Raw genomic sequence first — 20944 nt, 5'->3', positions numbered from 1 at the left:
CCTCAAAAATTGTGTTTAGATGAAATTATATGAGTAAAAAATCTGAAAAACAATGTATTTTGAACATTCGGAAAAATAAAGGTTAATCTTTACAAGGAAAACGTTGCCACGTGTTACACAATCCTTCTTTACAATATATAAGGGGTTTCTTGATACACGTAATAATTCAACCAATTAGAAAACAATAAATTACCATGACTCCTCCACCTAACAAGCGGCTTTTCATCTGGATTATTATGTTTAAAATAGTTTTTTGGCACATCAATATTTAATCCCTTGTCACGATCTCGTTCGTATTCTTGTTTTAACGTCTCACAACTATATTCGCTATGTCCAAGGGCAAACACTTGCCTTCCTTCTGGCCCAATAACAAGGTGAACACCTGCTTCTTCAGAGTTTGCTAACAATGTTAAGTCTTTCACTCCTCTAATATCATTCTCTCGTACTTCTGTATGACGAGAATGCGGAGCAAAAAACAATTCATCAAATCCTTGTAACAATTTCACATGTTGCTCGCAAACTTCATGTTCAAATACACCGAACATTTTTTCCTTAAGGGGATACTTTGGAACACCATAATGATAGTACAAGCCAGCCTGTGCTCCCCAGCAAATATGGAGCGTAGATGTTACATTCGTTTTTGAATACTCCATAATATGTTTAAGCTCTTCCCAATAATCTACCTCTTCAAAAGCAAGGGTCTCCACTGGCGCTCCTGTAATAATGAGCCCATCAAACTTTTCATTTTCAATATCACGAAACGTTTTATAAAAGCTTGTTAAATGTTCTTGCGTTACATTACGAGATAGATGTGATTCCATATGAAGCAAATGAACATCTAATTGTAACGGTGTGTTTCCAATTAAGCGAAGTAATTGTGCCTCTGTGTCTTGCTTCGTTGGCATTAAATTTAATATAGCAATTTTCAAAGCGCGTATATCTTGTGTTTCCGCTCGCTCCTTCGTCATTACAAAAATATTTTCTTTTTGTAACACTTTGCGAGCCGGTAAATCTTTATCAATTATGATCGGCATGTGTTTTGCCCCCAACTAGAGCTGCTTCCAAATCTGCAATAATATCAGAAACATCTTCTATACCAACTGATAAACGAATTAAATCAGATGTAACACCAGCTAAACGCTGATCTTCAGCATTTAATTGTCTATGCGTCGTACTAGCAGGATGTATAACACAAGTTCGTGCATCAGCTACGTGTGTTACAAGAGTTGCTAGTTTTACATTTGCGATAAATTCTTTTGCTGCTTCTAATCCGCCTTTAATACCGAAAGTTAAAACACCACTAGCACCTTTTTTCAAGTACTGTTGTGCCAATGAGTAATTTTCATTACTATCTAAGCCCGGATAATTCACCCATTCAATACGTTCATGATTAGCAAGCCACTTAGCAACTGCAAGAGCATTTTCACTATGACGTTCCATTCGTAAATGCAATGTTTCTAAGCCAATATTGCTAATATATGCATTGAATGGGCTCATACAATTTCCATAATCTCTTAATAGCTGAACACGTGCTTTCACAATATACGCTGCTGCACCAAAGTTTTGAACGTAACTTACACCGTGATAACTTGGATCTGGTTCAACAAGTTCAGGATACTTTCCATTTGTCCAATCAAAGTTTCCACCGTCAATTACAATACCGCCTAAGGAGCTCGCATGCCCATCGATATACTTCGTCGTAGAATGAACAATAATATTTGCCCCATGTTCAAACGCCTGGCATAAATAAGGAGTTGCTAATGTATTATCAACGATAAAAGGTACCTCTAATTCTTTAGCAGCAGCTGAAAATTCTTTAAAATTTAAAACATTCATCGCTGGATTTCCTAACGATTCTGCATAGATAAGTTTCGTCTTGTCATTAGCAAGCGCCGTAATTTCATCTGCCGTTAAATTTGGATTAAAGAACGTAACATCAATGCCCAGTTTACGCAAACTCACTCCAAATAAATTAAACGTTCCCCCGTAAACCGTTGAAGAACAAAGTAAATGATCCCCACTACTACAAATATTTAAAACTGCGAGCATAATAGCTGCTTGCCCAGAAGCCGTTGCAACAGCTCCTACACCGCCTTCTAAATCTGATAACTTCTGCTCAAATGCGGCTAGAGTAGGGTTTCCAATACGTGTATAAATATATCCTTCTGCCTCTAAGTTAAATAGGGCTGCTAAATCATCTGAAGTATCGTATTTATATGTTGTACTTTGATAAAGTGGTAAAACACGTGGTTCACCATTTTTTGGCGTATAGCCACCTTGCACACAAATTGTTCCTTTTCCCCATGATTCTCCCATCTCTCATTCTCCTTTCTTTTATACAAAATAAAAAACTGCCCCTTTCCTGAAAACAAGAAAGGAGCAGTTTGAAAACACGCTCTAAAGGCTCTTTCTTATCTCTCAGGATTACTACCTGCAGGATTTGGCACAATTCCGTTATACGGCTGTTGCCAAGGTTTCATCGGGCCTGTCCCTCCACCTTTTCTTGATAAGACTATGCAATTACCGTTGATTTTATAGCAATAATTTCCTAATGTCAAACGGTTTTTCTGAATGTTCTAAAATAAATGTTAACAGTTTCATATAAAGCAACAAAAGAAATATATTCTAGTCTATTTCAAAAAAGACCTTTAAAAACCTCAAATCAGTCTATAAAATTAAATAAGTAATTTAACCTATAAATTCAAATTCCCCTAAAGTTAGCCTATATGTTGAATAGGCCATCTTCTCAAAAAGATACTATATATATTCAATCCATTTTTCACTAGTATATTTCACTTTTTTACCTACTAAGATTTACATAACGGAGGTATAACATGACAAATAAAAAAGATATGCAGTACATACTTGCTCTATATGGCATTCTTCTAGGATCTATAGTAGGAGCTACAGTCTGGTTATTTTTAGTCACAATAAATATTGGAATCCACTTTATTTGGGGATACTTGCCTGAAGTTCTCTCTTTTCCCTCTTATTACACCCTTTGCGTAACAATAATTGGCGGGGTCCTTGTTGGTCTATCACAAAAACATTTCGGTACATACCCACGCCTTATGCCTGAAGTGATGGCTGAATATAAAAAAACTGGTCGAATCGAATATCGCTTTGTCCATCAGGCTACTTTAACAGCGATTATTGTTTTAATTTTCGGTGCTAGTCTTGGTCCAGAAGCCGCACTAGTTGGAATTATAGGCGGACTGTGCACATGGGTAGGGGATCGCTTTAAATTTGCCTTAAAGGGTATGAATGAGCTAACCGAGATCGGAATTGGAGCTACTTTAAGTGTCATTTTTAACGCACCATTATTCGGTTATTTAGCACCAAATGAAAATGAGGGGGAACAAATTGCTGCTTTTTCTAAAGGAAAAAAGGCGATTGTATACTTAGCTACTACTTTCGCAGGTTTTTCTGTTTATTTACTACTGAGTAAACTCGATAATCGTGGATCCTTTATTGTTGATTTCGGGGAAGGTGCACTTTCTTTCAATGAATGGATCGCATTTCTTCCACTTGCTAGTATCGGTGCTATAGTTGGTTTCTTTTATTTCAAGTTAGAATTCACATTAGAGAAGTTAATTCACCCTTTTAGGGAATACAAACTGACACTCGGAATTATCGGTGGTATTTTATTAGGAATTGCGGGAACTTTTCTTCCGTACACATTATTTTCAGGGGAACATCAATTAAAAGAATTAGTTGTTGAATGGAGCCATTTATCTTTTTGGATACTACTTCTTTCAGGGATTTTAAAGTTGTGCATTACTGCCGTTTGTTTGAACACAGGGTGGCGAGGTGGACATATCTTCCCAATTATATTTTCCGGGTCAAGTATCGGATACGCTGTAGCATCTATTCTTCCTATAGATCCAGTAGCATCTGTTGCCATCGTAACGACAGCAATTTCAAGCTATGCGTTACGAAAGCCAATAGCTATAACATTACTATTACTTATGTTTTTCCCGCTTAATTTACTATTGCCCATGCTTGGTGCAGCTGCTATCGGGAATGCCTTTCCGCTGCCAAAACATAACGAAAATAAAAATTAATAAAAATAGGCAGTGGGGATGAAAGCTCCACTGCCTATTTTTTTATTACACATGCTGCTTTAATAACGCTTCTAACTCCTCAAAATTATGCACTTCATATGTCGGTATAATCCCACAATCATTTAATTTCCTTTCTGGATTAAACCAACAAGTATCAATTCCCGCTACATATCCACCTTTAATATCCGCGCTTAATGAATCTCCAATAATCAGCCCTTCTTCAGGTGCAAAGTTAGGAATCCGTTCAAAAACATAATCAAAATACTCTTTCATCGGCTTTTGAAAACCTGTATCTTCCGAAACAAAAACATCTTTAAACAATGAATGTAACCCTGCATTACGCAAACGTTTATCTTGCGTCTTAGAAACACCATTTGTCACTATATACAACTCATACTCCCCTTGAATTTGATTTATAAATTTAAACGCACCTTGCATGAGTTGATTTCCTTCTTCTAAGTAGTTACGGTAATTATTTTCGAATAATATTCCGTCTACTTCTTCTCCATACTCTTTAAACAACAGAGAGAATCGTGTATTTACAACTTCATTGCGTGATAGTTCACCTTTTTCAAAAGCATCCCAAAGACCTTTATTTATTTTTTTATAACGAGCCTCTATCTCGTCTGTTAAAGGGATTCCCTTCTCTTCAAAAAGCACCCGTAAAGCCACTTTTTCAGCCTTTTGGAAATCTAATAATGTATCATCTACATCAAATAGCAATGTTTTATATTTTTTCATAAACTCATCACACTCTCTTTTCTACAAAAACAAATTTACATAAATCGTATCATTCCTTCTTGTAAAGATAATAGGAGATATCTCATACTATACATAGGGGTGAAAATATGAAAATCAGCAAAAATGAGGAAGAAATTTATCAATACATGCAAATCCATCAATTCCATACCCTATTTTCATTTCATGTCTTGCCATATGTAGAGCTACATTCTTTTCAAACGAAAGAGATGATATGTAGCGAAGGAAATACTCTCCCTTATCTCTATTACTTAATTTCTGGGAAGGCAAAAATATATATGAGTCATAAAAACGGGAAGGTTTCATTAATTAATTTTATTCAAGCACCATCTTTTATCGGGGAATTAGGATTAATAGGAGTAGAAAATATTACTAAGTCCGTTGAAGTACTAGAAGATTGTGTGTGTTTGGCACTTCCTCTTAAAGATTGTCAGCAACTTTTATTACAAGATGCAACGTTTTTACAGCACTTATGTAAATTTATTGGAGAAAAGACAATTACTCGCACTGAAAATTACGCAAAAAACTATAGTTATCCTTTTGAAAATCGATTAGCTGCTTTTATTTTATTAACAGAGCAAAATAATTGTTATATAGAAAAGCATACCGAGGCCTCGGAATATTTAAATGTCAGCTACCGTCATCTTTTATATGTATTAAATCAGTTTTGCCAACAAAATTATTTAAGAAAAGAAGGCCGAACATATTATATACAAGATCGAAATACATTAGAAAAACTTGCTGATGAACTAAAAATATAAAAAAACAGCATTAACGTTTACATGTTAATGCTGTTTTTTCGAGTGACGATTATACTTTTAATTAAAATTTACTTGCTACTTTAGCTGCTTCTTCAAGACCTGCAGCAATGATTTCTTCTGCTTTATCTGGGAATTGGTTATGCCCTTCAATAACTACTGTTTCCATGTTTGTTGCGCCGAAGAAGCCCATCATACTTGCTACATATTTAACAGCCATTTCTACCTCAGCTGCTGGACCTTCTGAATATACGCCGCCTCTTGCATTTAATAATGCAATCTTCTTATCTCCGATTAGGCCAACTGGACCCTCTGGCGTATATTTGAACGTTTTACCAGCACGGTTTAAATAATCAATATATGTGTGCAATACTGCTGGAATCGTTAAGTTCCATAATGGGAAGCCGAAAACAACTTTATCAGCTTCTAGGAATTGATTTAAATACTTATCAGCAACTGCTACTGCTTTTGCCTCTTCTTCTGTTAAATCAAATCCTTTACCTACCTTGAATGTACCATTAATCATATCTACGCCTACATATGGTAATTCTTCTTTATATAAATCAAGTTCTACTACTGTATCATTTGGGTGTGCTTCTTTATAGTTTGCTAAAAATGCCTCATATAATTTTACACTAACTGCTTGTTCCGCTGGACGGTTATTTGCTTTAACGAATAAAACTGTTGCCATTATTTATTCCTCCTAGTACTCACTCTTATGTTGTTATATGCTTTCAAAAAAGGTATCCCTTGTAATTGTTGTTTTGTTGCTTACAAACATATTTTATCTTTATATAATGACAATTTCGTCCTCACATAGACGTATTTTTCCATAAAAAAAGTCCACCTTCCAAAGGCGAACTTGGTCTTACGACTTTCGTCTTATACAATTCCATTTTTCACTGCATATAATGCCGCTTGCGTACGATCAGATAAATTCAACTTACTCAAAATGCTACTTACATGCGCCTTAACCGTCTTTTCTGTAATAACTAAAACAGATGCAACTTCCTTATTGCTCATCCCTTTCGCTAATAGCTGCAATACTTCATTTTCTCTCGCTGTTAGCACATCCACTTGAATAGAAGGTTCTTCTTCCTTTTCTTCTACAGGTAATGTTTGAGAGAGAAGAGCATTTGCTATATCCGGATGTAATTGAATATTACCTTTATATGCGCTTCGAATAGCCTCAACAAGCTGATCTGGTTCTACATCTTTTAAAATATACCCACTTGCTCCAGCCCTTAATGCAGGTAACACATGCGCCTGATCAGAAAAGCTAGTTAATACAATTACTTTCACATTTGGATACTCTTTTTTAATATATGCCGTCGCCTCAACACCATCCATTTCAGGCATGTATAAATCCATTAATATAACATCGGGAGTTGTTTCTCCTACTTTCACTAACGCTTCTTTCCCATTATTCGCTTCTCCAACTAACTCTAAATCTTCCTGTGTACTTAAGAAAAATGCTAATCCTTTTAAAACGACTGTATGATCATCAACTAACAATACTTTTATTTTCACAAACTTCCCTCATTTTCACATCATAATGGTACATTTACTTTTACGCTCGTTCGTTTATTACTACTTACAATTTTAATTGTTCCACCAACTAATTCTACTCTTTCACGCATCGTAATCATACCTAGTGATTTCTTTTCTTTTATATTCTTTTCCACAAATCCCTTTCCTTGATCAACTATTTCTAATGATACATTTTTCTCATTCACTGTAAAATAAATCGTCGCTTCTTTTATACCTGCATGCTTACTTACATTGTTCAGTGCTTCTTGGCCTATGCGCCACAAAGCTTCTTCTACTACACGAGGTAAATCACGAACACCCGTAACTTGCTCCCTAATTTTCAGTCCCAAATTTTCACCGTACTGCTTTAGAGCTGGCAATAATCCTTTTTCTAATCCCGCCGGACGAAGCTGCCAAATTAATGTCCTCATTTCTTTCAAAGCTCCTTGCGCAAGTTCACGCATCTCATGCAAAGATTGATCTACCTTTTCATTTTTACCTTTTAAAACTGCCTCGGCGCCTTTTGTCATGAAGGTTAATGAAAATAATTTTTGCGAAACAGAATCATGTAAATCTCTTGCTAACCGATTTCTTTCTTCCATTCGCACAAGTTCACGGCGCTGCTCATTTAACCTCAAATTCTCTATTATTAACGAAACATGGTTCGATAATGCTTGAATTACGTCTATTGTATTAGCATCAAACTCTCCATTATTCAGGCTAACACATAAAACACCAAATATATGGTTTTGAATATGTATTGGTGTAGCAATAACAGCTCGATTTAGATGTACATTATGTCCTATTTGATGTTTTATTAGAACTGGTTCATCTTGTTCTAACGCCCTCTTGGCCGCCTCTTTTATATCCTCTTTTAACTCTTCCTGAACGTAAGACGCTCGCAGAGATAATTCTTTTTCCTCCCTAATAAAAAGCGCTACTTGATTCCATTGAAATACTTCACCTACGTGATTTACCACTTTTTCAGGTAGTACATTAAACTTATGAATCGTTTTTAAATCTTGAATGAAACGCTCTAATTTCACATAATAATGTGCTCTTCTCTTTTCATTTTCATATAATTTTGTTCGCTTTAAAGCCGTACCAATTTGGAAGGCAACCGATTGGAGTAATACTAATTCTTCTTCTGAAAAATGTGTTTTACCCGGACTTGCAACATTTAACAACCCAAATTTTTCTCCCCCAGCTTTTAAAGGAACCGTAGCATGATGAAGAATGCCCTCCGTATCCCCCCAATTATATTCAATTGCATTATTAATTCTTTTACATTCAATAATATTAACGGCTCTCTCTAATTTTCCATCTACAAAACCTCGTAAACACCAACATTCACCTTCGCACATCGGGCGTTTATTTTCATATGTAAGTGCCTCTGGTAATTGATAATCAATTAACTTCGTATACTTCCCATTTTCATCCGCAAGAAAAATCCATCCTGTCGTTAAACCTGTTACACTTAGTAATTTCTCTAGGACAGCTTGCAATACATGATATGTATCATTTGATGTATTTAATGTTTCTGCAATTTCCTTTAATATAACTAATTCATTTGTACGATTATCTCGAAACATACTCAGTCTCCTGCATACAAGATTTTAAATAGCTCTTAAAATAAATCATCTACTTTTCACTTTGTACTTATTCGTAACATTGATATAATGGTGAGAACATAGTTTTCATTATATCACTCGAGGGGGCTTTCATAATGACATTAAATAAAGCACTTACTATCGCTGGTTCTGACACAAGTGGCGGTGCTGGTATACAAGCAGATTTAAAAACATTCCAAGAACTGGGCGTATACGGAATGACATCTCTTACAACAATCGTAACGATGGATCCACATAACGGTTGGGCACATAACGTATTTCCAATCCCAGCTTCTACATTAAAACCACAATTAGAAACAACAATTGAAGGTGTTGGCGTAGACGCTTTAAAAACAGGTATGCTTGGATCAGTAGAAATTATTGAAATGGTTGCAGAAACAATCGAAAAGCACAATTTCAAAAATGTAGTAGTTGACCCTGTTATGGTATGTAAAGGTGCTGATGAAGCATTACATCCTGAAACGAATGATTGCTTACGTGACGTTCTTGTTCCAAAGGCATTAGTTGTAACACCAAACTTATTTGAAGCTTACCAATTAAGTGGCGTAAAGATTAATTCTCTTGAAGACATGAAAGAAGCAGCGAAAAAGATCCATGCTTTAGGTGCGAAATACGTCCTAATTAAAGGCGGTAGCAAACTTGGTACGGAAACTGCAATCGACGTCCTATATGATGGAGAAACATTCGACCTTCTAGAATCAGAAAAAATTGATACGACAAATACACACGGCGCAGGTTGCACATATTCTGCTGCAATTACAGCAGAACTTGCAAAAGGAAAACCTGTGAAAGAAGCAGTAAAAACTGCTAAAGAATTCATCACAGCTGCTATTCGTTACTCATTCAAAATTAACGAATACGTAGGTCCAACTCACCATGGTGCATATCGTAAATTTGTTGTATCAAAAGAACTTGTCTAATATATAAATAAAAAACACTCACAAAGTTCATACATTGCCTCTGTGAGTGTTTTTTATAAGCTTTATGTCTTCTGGTCATCTTATCTTTAAGATACAGAGCTGACCTTATTTCTACCATTTCGTTTCGAGTAGTATAACGCATCATCTGCCGCTTGAATAAATTGCTCCGGTGATCCTTCATATTCTGAAACCCCCACCGAAACTGTAATTTTTATTTTCGTTTCATCTAACAATTGAAATGAGTGACTTTCAACAGCTGTACGAATTTGCTCGCCCGTAAGAATTCCGTAAGCTAATCCCTTATTCGGTATCAAAAGCGCAAACTCCTCTCCACCCTTTCGAAAAGCCAAATCTGGAAATTGTGAAGTTTCTCGTAAAATACATCCTACTTGTTTTAGCACTTCGTCCCCTGCAGGATGCCCGTACGTATCATTTACATACTTAAAGTGGTCAATATCTATAAGTAGTAAACAAAACGAATCATTTTTCATGTTCTTATTACTAATATGACGATTCATCTCTAAATCAAACTGTCTTACGTTTCCTAAACCTGTCAATGCATCTATCGTTGCGTATTGTTTCATCTTTTGAAATAACTCATTGGATTGTAAAACATAATTTGCACTTATGAATGTTATGTAACCTGTAATAATACTAGAAATTAAATATAATCCCACTATGTGGATCTCTTTAATTAACCATATATATAACGCTGGGATTAGAATAGATAAAATATATGTGTGTAACCATACCCACTTTCCCCCTAAAGAAAGCTTCATGCGCGAAATAAAGATACTCCCTATTCCTATCGCAATGATTGTATAAAAAGCCACTTGAGAAGCTAATGAATAATCCATAAACAACAGCCTAGTTACTAAAATCATACCAATTGTTATGGTACTCGCTATCGGTCCTCCAATAATAACAGCTAGAATAACAGCTAAGTAGCGTAAATCCAATAGAATGGTACCAACACGAACACTGAAATACATTAATACTATACCTAGTATCCCAGTAAAAATGCCTACTACACATTTCTGCCCAAAAGAGAATCCTTCTTTTAACGGCTTATCCCTTAAAAGCTGACCTCCAATAAAAATAAAGGAAAGAATAATTGTTGTATTTACAAATAAGTCCCTTAACATAAAATAATCTCCCTACTTTTCCATCTATCCCCTTCCTCACCTTATTGTATACGAAATACCTTTAATTCCCAAATATTTTGTTTATTTTTGCTGTTCCACGTGAAACAGCAAAAAAATAAAAAGGGCGAAAACTCGCCCTTTTTCATTAACAACAGCGTGATATTTTTCCACCCTTTGCATTAAATCTTGCTTCTTGTGCCTCAGCAAAAAATTGCTTTTGACATACAACCTCTTCTTCAGGATGATGCTTTTTCATATGCTCCACATATACTTCATAACTTGGTACCCCAACGAGCAAACTAATAAAGCGTTTTCTTTCACCCCATACTTGCCACAACTTTTTAAGCATAGTTCCTCGACTCACTTTCATCTCTAGGAATATATGGTGCCTCTTTTAACGGCATTGGCTTATTTCTTAATACTTGGATCCAAATTCGAAGTGCTGAAATTAACACAGCGATTACAACTATCATAAAAATTCCGCAAAGCGCTGCATCGATATAATCATTGAAAATAATTTGCTTCATTTGAGCAACATTTTTTGCTGGCGCTAACACTTTTCCCTCATCTAATGCTCCCTGAAATACCTTTGCATGCGATAGAAATCCAATTTTAGGATTTTCATGAAATAGCTTTTGATATCCCGCCGTCATCGTTACAATCAGCAACCCGACAGTTGGAATCAGTGTTACCCAAACGTACGCCTTTTTTCCCATTTTGAACAAAATTGTCGTTCCAAGTAATAATGCAATACCTGCTAGCATTTGATTTGCAATACCGAAAAGTGGCCATAATGTATTAATTCCACCGAGCGGATCTATTACCCCTTGGTATAAGAAATATCCCCACCCTAATACACATAATGTTGTAGCGATTACATTCGCTAATGTAGAATCCGTTTTCCCAAATGGCTTATATACATGCCCTAAAATATCTTGAATCATAAATCGGCCGACACGCGTTCCGGCATCAATTGTTGTTAAAATGAATAGAGCTTCAAAGAGAATCGCAAAATGATACCAAAATGCCATCATGGCCGTTCCACCTATTACTTGTGAGAAAATATATGCCATACCTATCGCTAATGTTGGCGCACCACCTGTACGTGATAAAATTGTTTGCTCTCCAACATTTACAGCGAGATCTTTTAGTTCATTTGGTGTAATAGCAAATCCCCATGAGGAAATAACTTGAGCTGCCTGCGAAACATCTGTACCGATAAGTGCTGCGGGACTATTAATTGCAAAATACGTTCCCGGTGTTAATACACAAGCCGCAATCATCGCCATCGCTGCTACAAACGACTCCATTAACATTGCTCCATAACCGATTGCCTGTGCGTGTCCCTCTTGCTCGATCATCTTCGGCGTCGTACCTGATGAAACGAGAGCATGGAATCCAGACACTGCACCACAAGCAATAGTAATAAATAAGAACGGGAATAAGTTTCCAGAAAACACAGGACCAGTTCCATCAATAAATTTCGAAACTGCTGGCATTTGTAAATCTGGTGCTACAATTAAGATACCGATTGCTAACCCTACAATTGTTCCGACTTTTAAAAATGTACTTAAATAATCACGTGGTGCTAAAAGCATCCAAACTGGTAATGCCGATGCGATAAATCCATATACAATAAGCATAATAGCAATTGTTTCACCACTAAATGTGAACATACTTGCAAGTGTTGGATTTTCTGCTACATACTGTCCTCCAACAAGAGATAAAATAAGTAGGATAATACCAATTACTGATCCTTCTCCAACACGACCAGGCCTAATATAGCGCATATAAACTCCCATTAAAATAGCGATAGGAATCGTTGCTGCTATCGTAAACATTCCCCAAGGACTTCCGATTAGTGCCTTTACTACGACTAACGCTAATACTGCTAATAAAATAATCATAATTCCTAAAATACCTATCATTGCAATTAGTCCTGTAACAGGTCCAATCTCATCCTTAATCATTTCTCCTAACGATTTACCATTACGTCTCATCGAAGCAAATAAAATGACAAAATCTTGGACAGCCCCCGCAACAACTACCCCAACAATAATCCAAATGGTTCCTGGTAAATATCCCATTTGTGCTGCTAAAATCGGTCCTACTAAAGGTCCCGCCCCAGCAATCGCTGCAAAGTGATGTCCAAACAATACCCACTTATTTGTTGGAACATAGTCTTTCCCATCGTTTAATGTATGGGCTGGTGTTTGCCGATTATCATCTAAATTAAAAACCTTTCTCGCTATAAATCTACTATAAAAGCGATAAGCAACTGCATATACACATACGGCAGCTACTAAGAGCCATACAGCATTAATGGTTTCACCTTGTGATAAAGCTACTACCCCAAAAGCGCCTGCTCCTACTGCTGTAATAATGCCCCAAAGTAAGATCGATTTCAATGTCTTCACATACAATTCCCCCAATACTATTTCTTAGTGGAGATTGTACTAAATTTTCTGAATATTTAACTTGAATCCTCCCTATCATGAAGGATTTTCAGTTTATCATGTTAAAATACTCTCATTACCTACTATAATTCAATGTTATTTCGAAGGCGTTTTACATAATTACGACTGACTGGAATCGGTTGCTCATCATACCTATCTAAATATAAATTATACGTGCCATTATAATAAGGTTTCAGTTCTTTTACATATGACATATTAATTAAATAGCTTTTATGTACACGTAAAAAATCATATGCATTTAGCTTATTTTCTAATTCCTGAAGTGTATATGTTGAAATATACTGATTATTCGTTGTGTAAATTGAAACAGTTTTATTTTCTTTATTTTTACTTACATATACAATATCTTCTGGGAGAATATATCGTATACCCTCTTGACTTTCTATCGGTAGTTTCCGCAAATAACTCTTTGCTTTCTCACCTTGTTCTTTATCTATTTTATATAAAAGAAATTGTAAATCTTCTTCACGAAATGGTCGCAATAAATAATAAAATGCTTGGAAACGAAAAGCTGTAATAGATTCTTCTATGTTTTCACCTACAAAAATAAATTTTGTATAGCAATTTATTTCTCGTAATAAACTTGCATATTCAAAACCAGTACCATCTAGTAATTTGGAACTTAAAAAAACAAAGTCTGGTATATGTTTTTTCATCATAAATAAAGATTCTGTTCCTGTCTTTGCTTCAAAACATTCTACATTTCTCATATTTTCAGTGAAATTTTCAGCTAACTCTCTTCTCTCTTCTGCCTCTTCCATAATCAGTAAAATTTTCATTTCTTCAACCACCTAATTCTTTGTCCATATGTCCTGTTGTATACATTCGCTTTTATAAGAAATAATCCCTTTTTCTTACTATACCATTATTTATCTAAAAAAACAGAAAAAAGGAAACCACTTCGGTTTCCTCTCCCCTTTTATCCCGCACTAACTGCCTATAAAGATCCGAGTAGTGTAGGATAATAAACGGTCAGGGATACGTTCAAATTTTCACTTTATACTAATTCTCGTTGCTTCGTTTCCTGTCCAAGTATTATTACAGCGAATACACCAATTAAAATTGATCCACAAAAAATCGTAAATATTAATGATAGTGAAGCTTCTGAGGCAACTAAATATCCCACTAATAGTGGCCCAAGAATACCACCAATACGACCAAATGCCGCTGCCATTCCTGCACCTGTACCACGAATAACCGTTGGATACTGCTCAGGTGTATAGGCGTATAATGCTCCCCAAGCACCTAAGTTAAAGAAGGATAGTAACATACCTGCCACGATTAATACTGTTAATGAATCCGCAACCCCAAACAAATAAGCACTGCAAGCTGTCCCGATTAAATACGTAACCAAAACAAATTTACGACCGAGACGTTCAATAAACCAAGCAGCTGTGAAATATCCTGGAAGTTGAGCTAATGTCATAATAAGTACGTATTGGAAACTTTTTATTAAACTAAATCCTTTTAGCACCATTACACTCGGTAACCAAAGGAACATTCCATAATAGGAAAAAACAACACAAAACCATAGAATCCATAGCATAATTGTTGCTTTACGATATTCCCCAGACCAAACTGATTTTATATTTTCAATAACAGATGGCCTTTTTTCAACTTTTTGGAACCTTGGGGAATCCGGTAAATTCCATCTTAAATATAAAGCATATAATGCTGGAACTGCACTCAATACCATCGCAACTTCCCAACCATATTTAGGAATAACAAAATACGAGATAAGAGCTGCAATTAGCCATCCACCTGCCCAAAAACTTTCTAATAACACAACAATTTTCCCACGTTCATGCGCTTCAACACTCTCTGATACTAGTGTAGAGGCAACCGGAAGCTCTCCGCCAAGCCCCATACCAATTAAAAAGCGTAAAACGAGAAACATCGCAAGTGTTGTTGTTAATGCAGTTAAACCACTACCGATAGAAAATAATAATAATGTAATAATAAAGACTGATTTTCGCCCTATTTTATCTGATAGTATCCCAAAAATAAGCGCTCCTACTGCCATACCGATTGAGTTAATACTGCCTATCCAGCCCATTTCTTGCGTACTTAATCCCCAATCCTTTTGCAAGGCTACCATTACAAATGAAAGCATTCCAACATCCATTGCATCAAATAGCCATCCAAGCCCAGCTATACCTAGTAGTTTGCGCTTCGAAATTTCTTTAACCTTGCCCACTAGAAGTCCTCCTCACACAGGTGTCTTTACACATCATTTTACATGTGTGAATTGTATAAGTAAAATACTTTTGTGTAAAAAATTCTCCTTCATCATTCCCAAAAAGTAAAACGTCTATCCCGATTGGTGAGAGCTAATAATCTGTGGGGATGCCTCACTGATTAAAGTTTCAATTTATTAAAAATGAACAAATAAAAAAAGCAGCGATATTTCGCTACTTTTTCGAACGCATTACTTCTTTTAAAAATTCCGCTAATACTAACTGACGACGCCAGCGTGTTGGATTACTGCATAATCTATAAAACCACTCTAAATGAATCGCTTGAATCCATTTTGGTGCACGTTTTACCTCTCCAGCCCATACGTCTAAACTTCCACCTACTCCAACAGCCATTTTCGTTTCTAAACGATGCTTATTGTTTTGGATAAAGTTCTCTTGTCTCGGGAAACCAAGTGCAACAAGTAATAAATCTGGTTTTGCTTCTTGAATGCGAGAAATAATATTCTCTTCGTCTTCTTGTTTAAAATAACCATCTTGTATACCGGCGATGGATACAGCTGAATATGTCTTTGTTAAATGATCTGCTGCAGCTTGTACAACATGCGGCTTTGCACCTAATAAGAAAACAGATACCGGCTTACTATCTTCTGATAACTTCGCAAGTAAATTACACATTAAATCAAAACCTGCTACACGTTCTTTTAAAGGTGTACCAAGCATCCCGCTTGCCTTTACAACCCCAATACCATCAGGTGTAATTAAATCTGTATTCAATAATGTTTGATAGAACTTTTCATCCTTTTTTGCGCACATAACAATTTCAGGGTTTGCTGTTACTACCTGAAACGTATGAGTTCGCTCCGCTTCTAGTTGTTCTTTTAAATATTGGACCGTTTCATCCATTGTCATTGTAGAAAAAGGAACGCCTAGAATATCAACTGTTTGTACTGCCATAGTTAACTATCCTCTCTATCATTACAAGTTTTTCGCTATTAATTGCTTATATGTTTCCTTTGTATCTTCATATAGTTTTTGAAGTGAGAAGTTCATAGTAGCATGCTCATAAATATGTTTACCCATTGCTGCTAACTCTCCAGTTTTCCACTTATCATACGCTTCTTCTAAAGCTAATGCTAATGCCTTTCCATCACCTGTTGGCACAATCCATCCGTAAGTTTCATCTACGATTAATGGTTCAATTTCTCCAGCCCTAGTCACAATTGATGGTACGCGTTGATTTGCCGCTTCTAATAAAACTAGTGGGAACCCTTCACTATGGGAAGTTAATAAATTTATATGTGACGACGCAAATAATTGTTTTACATCTTGACGATGTCCTAAAAACTCTACTTTATCGTTAATCCCTTTTTCAGTAGCTAATGACTTTAGATTTTCTTCTAATGGGCCATCGCCAACTAATAATACTTTAATTTTCTCTAATTTTGTTTGTTGTAACGCATCGAATAAAACTTCATGTCCTTTGACAGGATGTAATCGTGCTACTTGGATTGCCGTAAATACATCTTCATCAATATTGAACATTTCTTTTTTATTATAGCCTTCTGCTTTTTCCTTATCGTATTCAATTCCATTATAAATAACATGCATCTTTTCATTTGAAATACCTAATGCTGCCAGGCTTTTTTTCAATCTATTTGTTACAACGAAAAATAAGTCTATATTTTTTAAGGCTTTCAAATTTAATTTCGTAAAAATCCAACCTTTTAAGCCCTGTTTAGTAAAGTCTTGAAATGGATCACTATGAATAGTCGTTACCCATTTTGCCTTTATTCTCTTTTTCATTAAAGAAACATAGAAATTAGCCCTAGGGCCATGTGTATGGACTACATCAAATTTTTCTTTATTAATAAATTCACTTATATTCTTTAAAATGGATAAATCATAGCGCGATTTTTGTGAAAACACATGGACTTTTATCCCTAACTCCCTTGCTTCCTTCGCAACAATTCCATCTTCAAATACTGCTAATTCTACTTCACCAGTTGGAAACTGATCGAGAAGTGAAATAATATGTGTTTTCCCTCCTCCATCTTCTGCTCCTGCATTCATATGCAATATTTTCATATTTTTTCCTCCTTTAAATCCTCGCTACGTTTCCATCTATTTTTATTTTACTGTACTAAAAAATAAAAGCTAACAAAAGTTAGCTTTTATTTTTATCATTCAATTTCTAGGTCTACTATTAGATAAGCTAACACCACTACAAAGTAAATCCCAACTCCTGGTGCTGTTAAAATATGTCCTGCAATATAAGCAATACCTAACGCTAACAATAAGCTTGCTGAAATCATTCCATATTTTATATTAAATATGTCCTTAAATCTCGTAGCAAATGCTAGTAGAATTCTTAGCCCGTAATAAATAAATGGAATCATTAGTAATACAAAGCCAATAATCCCGAAATCATAAAACCAATCATGGAAGTCCATTTCAATTAGTTTTGGATCTGGCTGCTTTTGTTCATTGTATTTAAAGTTACCTGCATAACCCATTCCTAATAACTTTTGTGACATTGGCGCTTCTTTAAAGAACTGTTTATGTCTTTCTTCATATACTTGACGTCCACTGAAAATAAGATTTTCTTGATTTTCTTTCTTTTGCTCTTTCTCAAGCTCTTTCTTAACTTCCTCTTCTATCTTCGCCTTTTCTTCTGGCTTTTCAACTTTATGATGATTTTCTTCTTTTGCTTTAAGTTCTTGCTCTTTTTTCAGCTTCTCTTTAATTTCTTTTTCTTTTTGACCTTGCTGCGCCACATTTTGCTCTGATAAATAATTATTGTGAATACCCATATTTTGTGCTAATGGCGTTTGTTTAAACGTTCCGACTACACCAGCTAATAGGACAATAGCAATTACTGCATTAAGTGCAAGGGATTTTTTGTTCGGATTTTTTCTATCAAATAATAATTGTAGTAAAATAATCCCGATTGCTGCCACTAACGTAGCACCAATTGAGCCCATTCCTACTTTTGTACCAACTTGAATTAGCGAATAAATCATTAAAAGTGATGGAATCCAATATAGAATGTGTTTCCAGCTCTTTGTTTTTTGAATAGAATATAGTACTACAATAGGGAAAATAATAGCTAAGATTGAACCTAGTTCATTCCCTGCATAGAACCAACCTCGAGAACCAACCTTCATCCATTCATAACTACCAAAGTCAGTAGATGTTGAAATAGAAATAACCATAATTGCGTTAATGATTAATGTAGAATATACAATACTATTTCGAACCTTATCACTAATATTAACTGTCTTTTTCAATGATTTTAAAGCTAAAATGTATGATCCCAGCATGATATATATATATAATGCTTTCGCAACGAATTTAACCTCTTCACTAAGTACAATAGGATCCTTAACTAGTTTGTTATTAATAAATCCTATCCCTAAAACTCCGGCTAACAATATAAGATAAATTAAAAACTTTCTATTTTCCTTCTCTTTTGCCTGAATTAAAATGTAAATACCACCAACAGCCATAATAAGGAATCTTACTAAAATTCCAACGGTAGCATTTGACTTTAATAAAGTGATGCTAAGAGACGTTAATAAATCTAAAACAGGCTGTAAAATAATAAAAAAGAGCAAAAAATGCTCAAATCTAACCCTAGCTTGATTTGCTAACATTCCAAGACCTCCATACAAAATCTTAACATTATCTTTTAATCATAATTTTTTATCATTCAAACACACCTAGCAATTATAACATAACTCATATTCAAATCGAGAACTATTTTTCCAGCTAAAACTAGCCAGGACAAGTATTAATCAGTAATAGAAATTATCGTCCTTTAGCTATACTCCCCTATTTTTATAAAATCTATCTAACAACCACCCCCTTATTTTTGTCAGTATATAAATATTTTTTTATCATTTTATACAAATATAAATAACCTACCTATAATTGTAATGTTTTAACAAATAAACAACATCAAAAAATGTAAAATTAATCTTTTCATATCTTTTTCAAATTACTTTATGGCTATTTTCCAAACATTTTCAAACGCTTTCTTTATGAATTTTATCCGTTTTTCTACATGTAGCGAAAAGTAATTGTTATTTCCAATACTTTAGTGTATATTTTTTCTCTGGAACATCTTTAAGAGGAAGGGATTAAGGCCATGTTATTAATCGATATATTTACGTTTCTTGGCATTATCGCCGCTGCCATTTCTGGTACATTAGTTGGTTTAAAAAAAGATTTAGATTTATTTGGTGTCCTTTGTTTAGCTGTAGCTACTGCGCTCGGCGGCGGTATTATTCGTGATATCATGATTGGTAACCTGCCCCCTGTCGCATTTGTAAAACCCATTTACTTTTTCGTAAGTGTATTATCAGCATTATTTACTTGTATGTTTTTTGAGCGCATCAATAAACTTCAAGTCGTTATTATGCTTTCTGATGCTGTTGGCTTAGGTGTTTTTACAGCTATTGGTGCAAATGCGGCAATGTCACATCATGTTGACGCCTCATTTCTAGTTGTTTCAATGGGAGTCATTACAGGTATTGGAGGCGGTATTTTGCGTGACATTTGTGCTCAAGATATCCCTTACGTATTCCGAAAAGAGATTTACGCAATCGCTTCTATCTTAGGAGCAATTAGCTTCCTAATCACACACGCTATGGGGGCGCACGTGTTAGCTTTCTATGTTTGTTTATTAGTAACATTCATTATTCGTGTCGTCACTGTAATATATAATGTTCATTTCCCTGTTTTCTTTAAAACACATGCTAAAATTAATAAAGGCCATTAAGAGAATTCTAGATAGAATTCTCTTAATTTATATACTATTCAACGAACTAATATAGAGTAATTATATATAAGCATATATAATTACTCTATATTAGTTTTAAAATTGAAAACGTTTTATATACAGGGGGAAGAATGATGCTTGGGGTTTTCAAAAAAAATATTAATAAAACAAATGCCAGTATAATCGAATTAAGTAAGGACCAACAAATAACTTTTAATGTCCCTACTAATTCTGAATTAAAAATTCAAATGGATATGCTACATATTTCAAAAGAAGATTTACAAGTTGTAAAAGTACTACAGCCTTTTATTTATGCAGAAATTGATTGGATTACTGAAAAATTCTATGCCAACATTACAAAACAACCTAATTTAATTACTATTATTGAACGTTACAGCTCTATTCCAAAACTAAAACAAACTTTAAAAACACATATTAAAGAATTATTCAGCGGCAATATGCATGAAGATTTTATTGAACAGCGTGTTAGGATTGCCAAAAGGCATGTACAAATTGGTTTACATCGAAAATGGTATACTGCTGCTTATCAAGAATTGTTCCGCTCTATCATGAAGATTTTGCAAACAAAAATAACAACAATCGATGATTTTTCCTATTCTATAAATGTTATAAATAAATTATTTACTCTTGAACAAGAACTTGTTCTTGCAGCTTATGAATC

Annotated in this window: 18 protein-coding genes, 1 pseudogene and 1 riboswitch; of the genes and pseudogenes, 5 read left to right on the top strand and 14 right to left on the bottom strand. The window is 34.9% G+C overall.

Annotation, left to right across the window (positions count from 1 at the left end):
* Positions 1–128: 128 nt before the first annotated feature.
* Together metA and D1166_RS17065 are read right to left on the bottom strand one after the other, a co-directional pair.
* Positions 129–1034: a homoserine O-acetyltransferase MetA gene (gene metA, locus D1166_RS17070; RefSeq protein ID WP_001121538.1), complete on the bottom strand. Its 906-nt coding sequence runs from the start codon at positions 1032–1034 to the stop codon at positions 129–131.
* Positions 1018–2316, bottom strand: coding sequence for a bifunctional O-acetylhomoserine aminocarboxypropyltransferase/cysteine synthase (locus tag D1166_RS17065; protein ID WP_000504780.1), 1299 nt, complete (start codon positions 2314–2316; stop codon positions 1018–1020). The genes metA and D1166_RS17065 overlap by 17 nt, the downstream gene beginning before the upstream one ends.
* A 92-nt stretch (positions 2317–2408) precedes the next feature.
* Positions 2409–2513: riboswitch (SAM riboswitch) on the bottom strand.
* A 321-nt stretch (positions 2514–2834) separates the two neighbouring features.
* On the opposite strand from D1166_RS17065, the gene D1166_RS17060 reads away from it, so the two are divergent.
* Positions 2835–4064, top strand: a complete 1230-nt coding sequence (locus D1166_RS17060) for a chloride channel protein (RefSeq protein WP_000182464.1) — start codon at positions 2835–2837, stop codon at positions 4062–4064.
* Between the two features lie 45 nt (positions 4065–4109).
* Here D1166_RS17060 and D1166_RS17055 read toward each other — a convergent pair whose 3' ends face one another.
* Entirely contained in the window at positions 4110–4805 is a 696-nt protein-coding gene (locus tag D1166_RS17055; RefSeq protein WP_097855692.1) for a YjjG family noncanonical pyrimidine nucleotidase, read from the bottom strand.
* A 107-nt stretch (positions 4806–4912) separates the two neighbouring features.
* Here D1166_RS17055 and D1166_RS17050 point away from each other — a divergent pair, with 107 nt between their 5' ends.
* Complete coding sequence (locus D1166_RS17050) at positions 4913–5584, top strand: transcriptional regulator YeiL (RefSeq protein WP_000703312.1); 672 nt, start codon at positions 4913–4915, stop codon at positions 5582–5584.
* 61 nt (positions 5585–5645) lie between these two features.
* Here the strand turns inward: D1166_RS17050 and D1166_RS17045 are convergent, their stop codons facing one another.
* The 3 genes from D1166_RS17045 to D1166_RS17035 form a co-directional block, all read right to left on the bottom strand.
* The gene (locus D1166_RS17045; protein ID WP_000246735.1) at positions 5646–6272 is read right to left on the bottom strand and encodes an FMN-dependent NADH-azoreductase; all 627 of its coding nucleotides are present in this window, start codon (positions 6270–6272) and stop codon (positions 5646–5648) included.
* A 191-nt stretch (positions 6273–6463) separates the two neighbouring features.
* A complete protein-coding gene (locus D1166_RS17040) occupies positions 6464–7111 on the bottom strand; it encodes a response regulator (protein WP_000695813.1) in 648 nt (215 codons plus the stop codon).
* Between the two features lie 20 nt (positions 7112–7131).
* Entirely contained in the window at positions 7132–8703 is a 1572-nt protein-coding gene (locus D1166_RS17035; RefSeq protein ID WP_000488129.1) for a GAF domain-containing sensor histidine kinase, read from the bottom strand.
* Between the two features lie 134 nt (positions 8704–8837).
* Here D1166_RS17035 and pdxK point away from each other — a divergent pair, with 134 nt between their 5' ends.
* On the top strand, positions 8838–9662 hold the full coding sequence (gene pdxK / locus D1166_RS17030) for a pyridoxine/pyridoxal/pyridoxamine kinase (RefSeq protein ID WP_000174252.1): 825 nt from the start codon (positions 8838–8840) through the stop codon (positions 9660–9662).
* Between the two features lie 86 nt (positions 9663–9748).
* Here pdxK and D1166_RS17025 read toward each other — a convergent pair whose 3' ends face one another.
* The 8 genes from D1166_RS17025 to D1166_RS16985 form a co-directional block, all read right to left on the bottom strand.
* A complete protein-coding gene (locus D1166_RS17025) occupies positions 9749–10807 on the bottom strand; it encodes a GGDEF domain-containing protein (RefSeq protein WP_000942901.1) in 1059 nt (352 codons plus the stop codon).
* A gap of 145 nt (positions 10808–10952) precedes the next feature.
* Positions 10953–11156 (bottom strand): YbdD/YjiX family protein, encoded by a 204-nt coding sequence (locus D1166_RS17020; protein WP_000914504.1) that lies wholly within the window; start codon positions 11154–11156, stop codon positions 10953–10955.
* Positions 11149–13224 carry a carbon starvation protein CstA gene (gene cstA / locus D1166_RS17015; protein WP_097855693.1) on the bottom strand — a complete coding sequence of 692 codons (2076 nt, stop codon included), beginning with the start codon at positions 13222–13224 and terminating at the stop codon, positions 11149–11151. Before cstA ends, D1166_RS17020 begins: the two co-directional genes overlap by 8 nt.
* Before the next feature lie 122 nt (positions 13225–13346).
* Positions 13347–14063: a LytR/AlgR family response regulator transcription factor gene (locus D1166_RS17010; protein WP_097855694.1), complete on the bottom strand. Its 717-nt coding sequence runs from the start codon at positions 14061–14063 to the stop codon at positions 13347–13349.
* 218 nt (positions 14064–14281) lie between these two features.
* Positions 14282–15481 carry an MFS transporter gene (locus D1166_RS17005; RefSeq protein WP_000521077.1) on the bottom strand — a complete coding sequence of 400 codons (1200 nt, stop codon included), beginning with the start codon at positions 15479–15481 and terminating at the stop codon, positions 14282–14284.
* Positions 15482–15695: 214 nt separating this feature from the next.
* Positions 15696–16436: a WecB/TagA/CpsF family glycosyltransferase gene (locus tag D1166_RS16995; RefSeq protein WP_000290748.1), complete on the bottom strand. Its 741-nt coding sequence runs from the start codon at positions 16434–16436 to the stop codon at positions 15696–15698.
* A 21-nt stretch (positions 16437–16457) separates the two neighbouring features.
* Entirely contained in the window at positions 16458–17567 is a 1110-nt protein-coding gene (locus D1166_RS16990) for a glycosyltransferase family 4 protein (protein ID WP_061655692.1), read from the bottom strand.
* A 95-nt stretch (positions 17568–17662) separates the two neighbouring features.
* Positions 17663–19135 (bottom strand): O-antigen ligase family protein, encoded by a 1473-nt coding sequence (locus D1166_RS16985; RefSeq protein WP_061655693.1) that lies wholly within the window; start codon positions 19133–19135, stop codon positions 17663–17665.
* Positions 19136–19629: 494 nt separating this feature from the next.
* Between D1166_RS16985 and D1166_RS16980 the strand changes: the two genes are divergently transcribed.
* Both D1166_RS16980 and D1166_RS32375 read left to right on the top strand, forming a co-directional pair.
* A complete protein-coding gene (locus tag D1166_RS16980) occupies positions 19630–20262 on the top strand; it encodes a trimeric intracellular cation channel family protein (protein ID WP_000924369.1) in 633 nt (210 codons plus the stop codon).
* A 131-nt stretch (positions 20263–20393) separates the two neighbouring features.
* A pseudogene (locus D1166_RS32375) lies at positions 20394–20942 on the top strand (protoglobin family protein); the annotation flags it as partial.
* Between the last annotated feature and the right edge of the window lie 2 nt (positions 20943–20944).

Origin of the sequence: Bacillus sp. ISO11 (genome assembly GCF_003458115.1) — a bacterium.
In the GTDB taxonomy this organism is placed as follows: Bacteria; Bacillota; Bacilli; order Bacillales; family Bacillaceae_G; genus Bacillus_A; species Bacillus_A cereus.
Note: the sequence above shows the minus strand (reverse complement) of the source record. Positions and strands in the feature narration are given on the sequence as shown.

Bases quoted from the DNA above. Each gene is read 5' to 3' on its own strand.
- D1166_RS17055 (WP_097855692.1), bottom strand. From the start codon at position 4,805: ATGAAAAAATATAAAACATTGCTATTTGATGTAGATGATACATTATTA.
- D1166_RS17010 (WP_097855694.1), bottom strand. From the start codon at position 14,063: ATGAAAATTTTACTGATTATGGAAGAGGCAGAAGAGAGAAGAGAGTTA.
- D1166_RS17060 (WP_000182464.1), top strand. From the start codon at position 2,835: ATGACAAATAAAAAAGATATGCAGTACATACTTGCTCTATATGGCATT.
- pdxK (WP_000174252.1), top strand. From the start codon at position 8,838: ATGACATTAAATAAAGCACTTACTATCGCTGGTTCTGACACAAGTGGC.
- D1166_RS17020 (WP_000914504.1), bottom strand. From the start codon at position 11,156: ATGCTTAAAAAGTTGTGGCAAGTATGGGGTGAAAGAAAACGCTTTATT.
- D1166_RS16985 (WP_061655693.1), bottom strand. From the start codon at position 19,135: ATGTTAGCAAATCAAGCTAGGGTTAGATTTGAGCATTTTTTGCTCTTT.
- D1166_RS16990 (WP_061655692.1), bottom strand. From the start codon at position 17,567: ATGAAAATATTGCATATGAATGCAGGAGCAGAAGATGGAGGAGGGAAA.
- D1166_RS17045 (WP_000246735.1), bottom strand. From the start codon at position 6,272: ATGGCAACAGTTTTATTCGTTAAAGCAAATAACCGTCCAGCGGAACAA.
- D1166_RS17065 (WP_000504780.1), bottom strand. From the start codon at position 2,316: ATGGGAGAATCATGGGGAAAAGGAACAATTTGTGTGCAAGGTGGCTAT.
- D1166_RS16980 (WP_000924369.1), top strand. From the start codon at position 19,630: ATGTTATTAATCGATATATTTACGTTTCTTGGCATTATCGCCGCTGCC.
- D1166_RS17035 (WP_000488129.1), bottom strand. From the start codon at position 8,703: ATGTTTCGAGATAATCGTACAAATGAATTAGTTATATTAAAGGAAATT.
- D1166_RS17050 (WP_000703312.1), top strand. From the start codon at position 4,913: ATGAAAATCAGCAAAAATGAGGAAGAAATTTATCAATACATGCAAATC.
- D1166_RS17025 (WP_000942901.1), bottom strand. From the start codon at position 10,807: ATGTTAAGGGACTTATTTGTAAATACAACAATTATTCTTTCCTTTATT.
- D1166_RS16995 (WP_000290748.1), bottom strand. From the start codon at position 16,436: ATGGCAGTACAAACAGTTGATATTCTAGGCGTTCCTTTTTCTACAATG.
- metA (WP_001121538.1), bottom strand. From the start codon at position 1,034: ATGCCGATCATAATTGATAAAGATTTACCGGCTCGCAAAGTGTTACAA.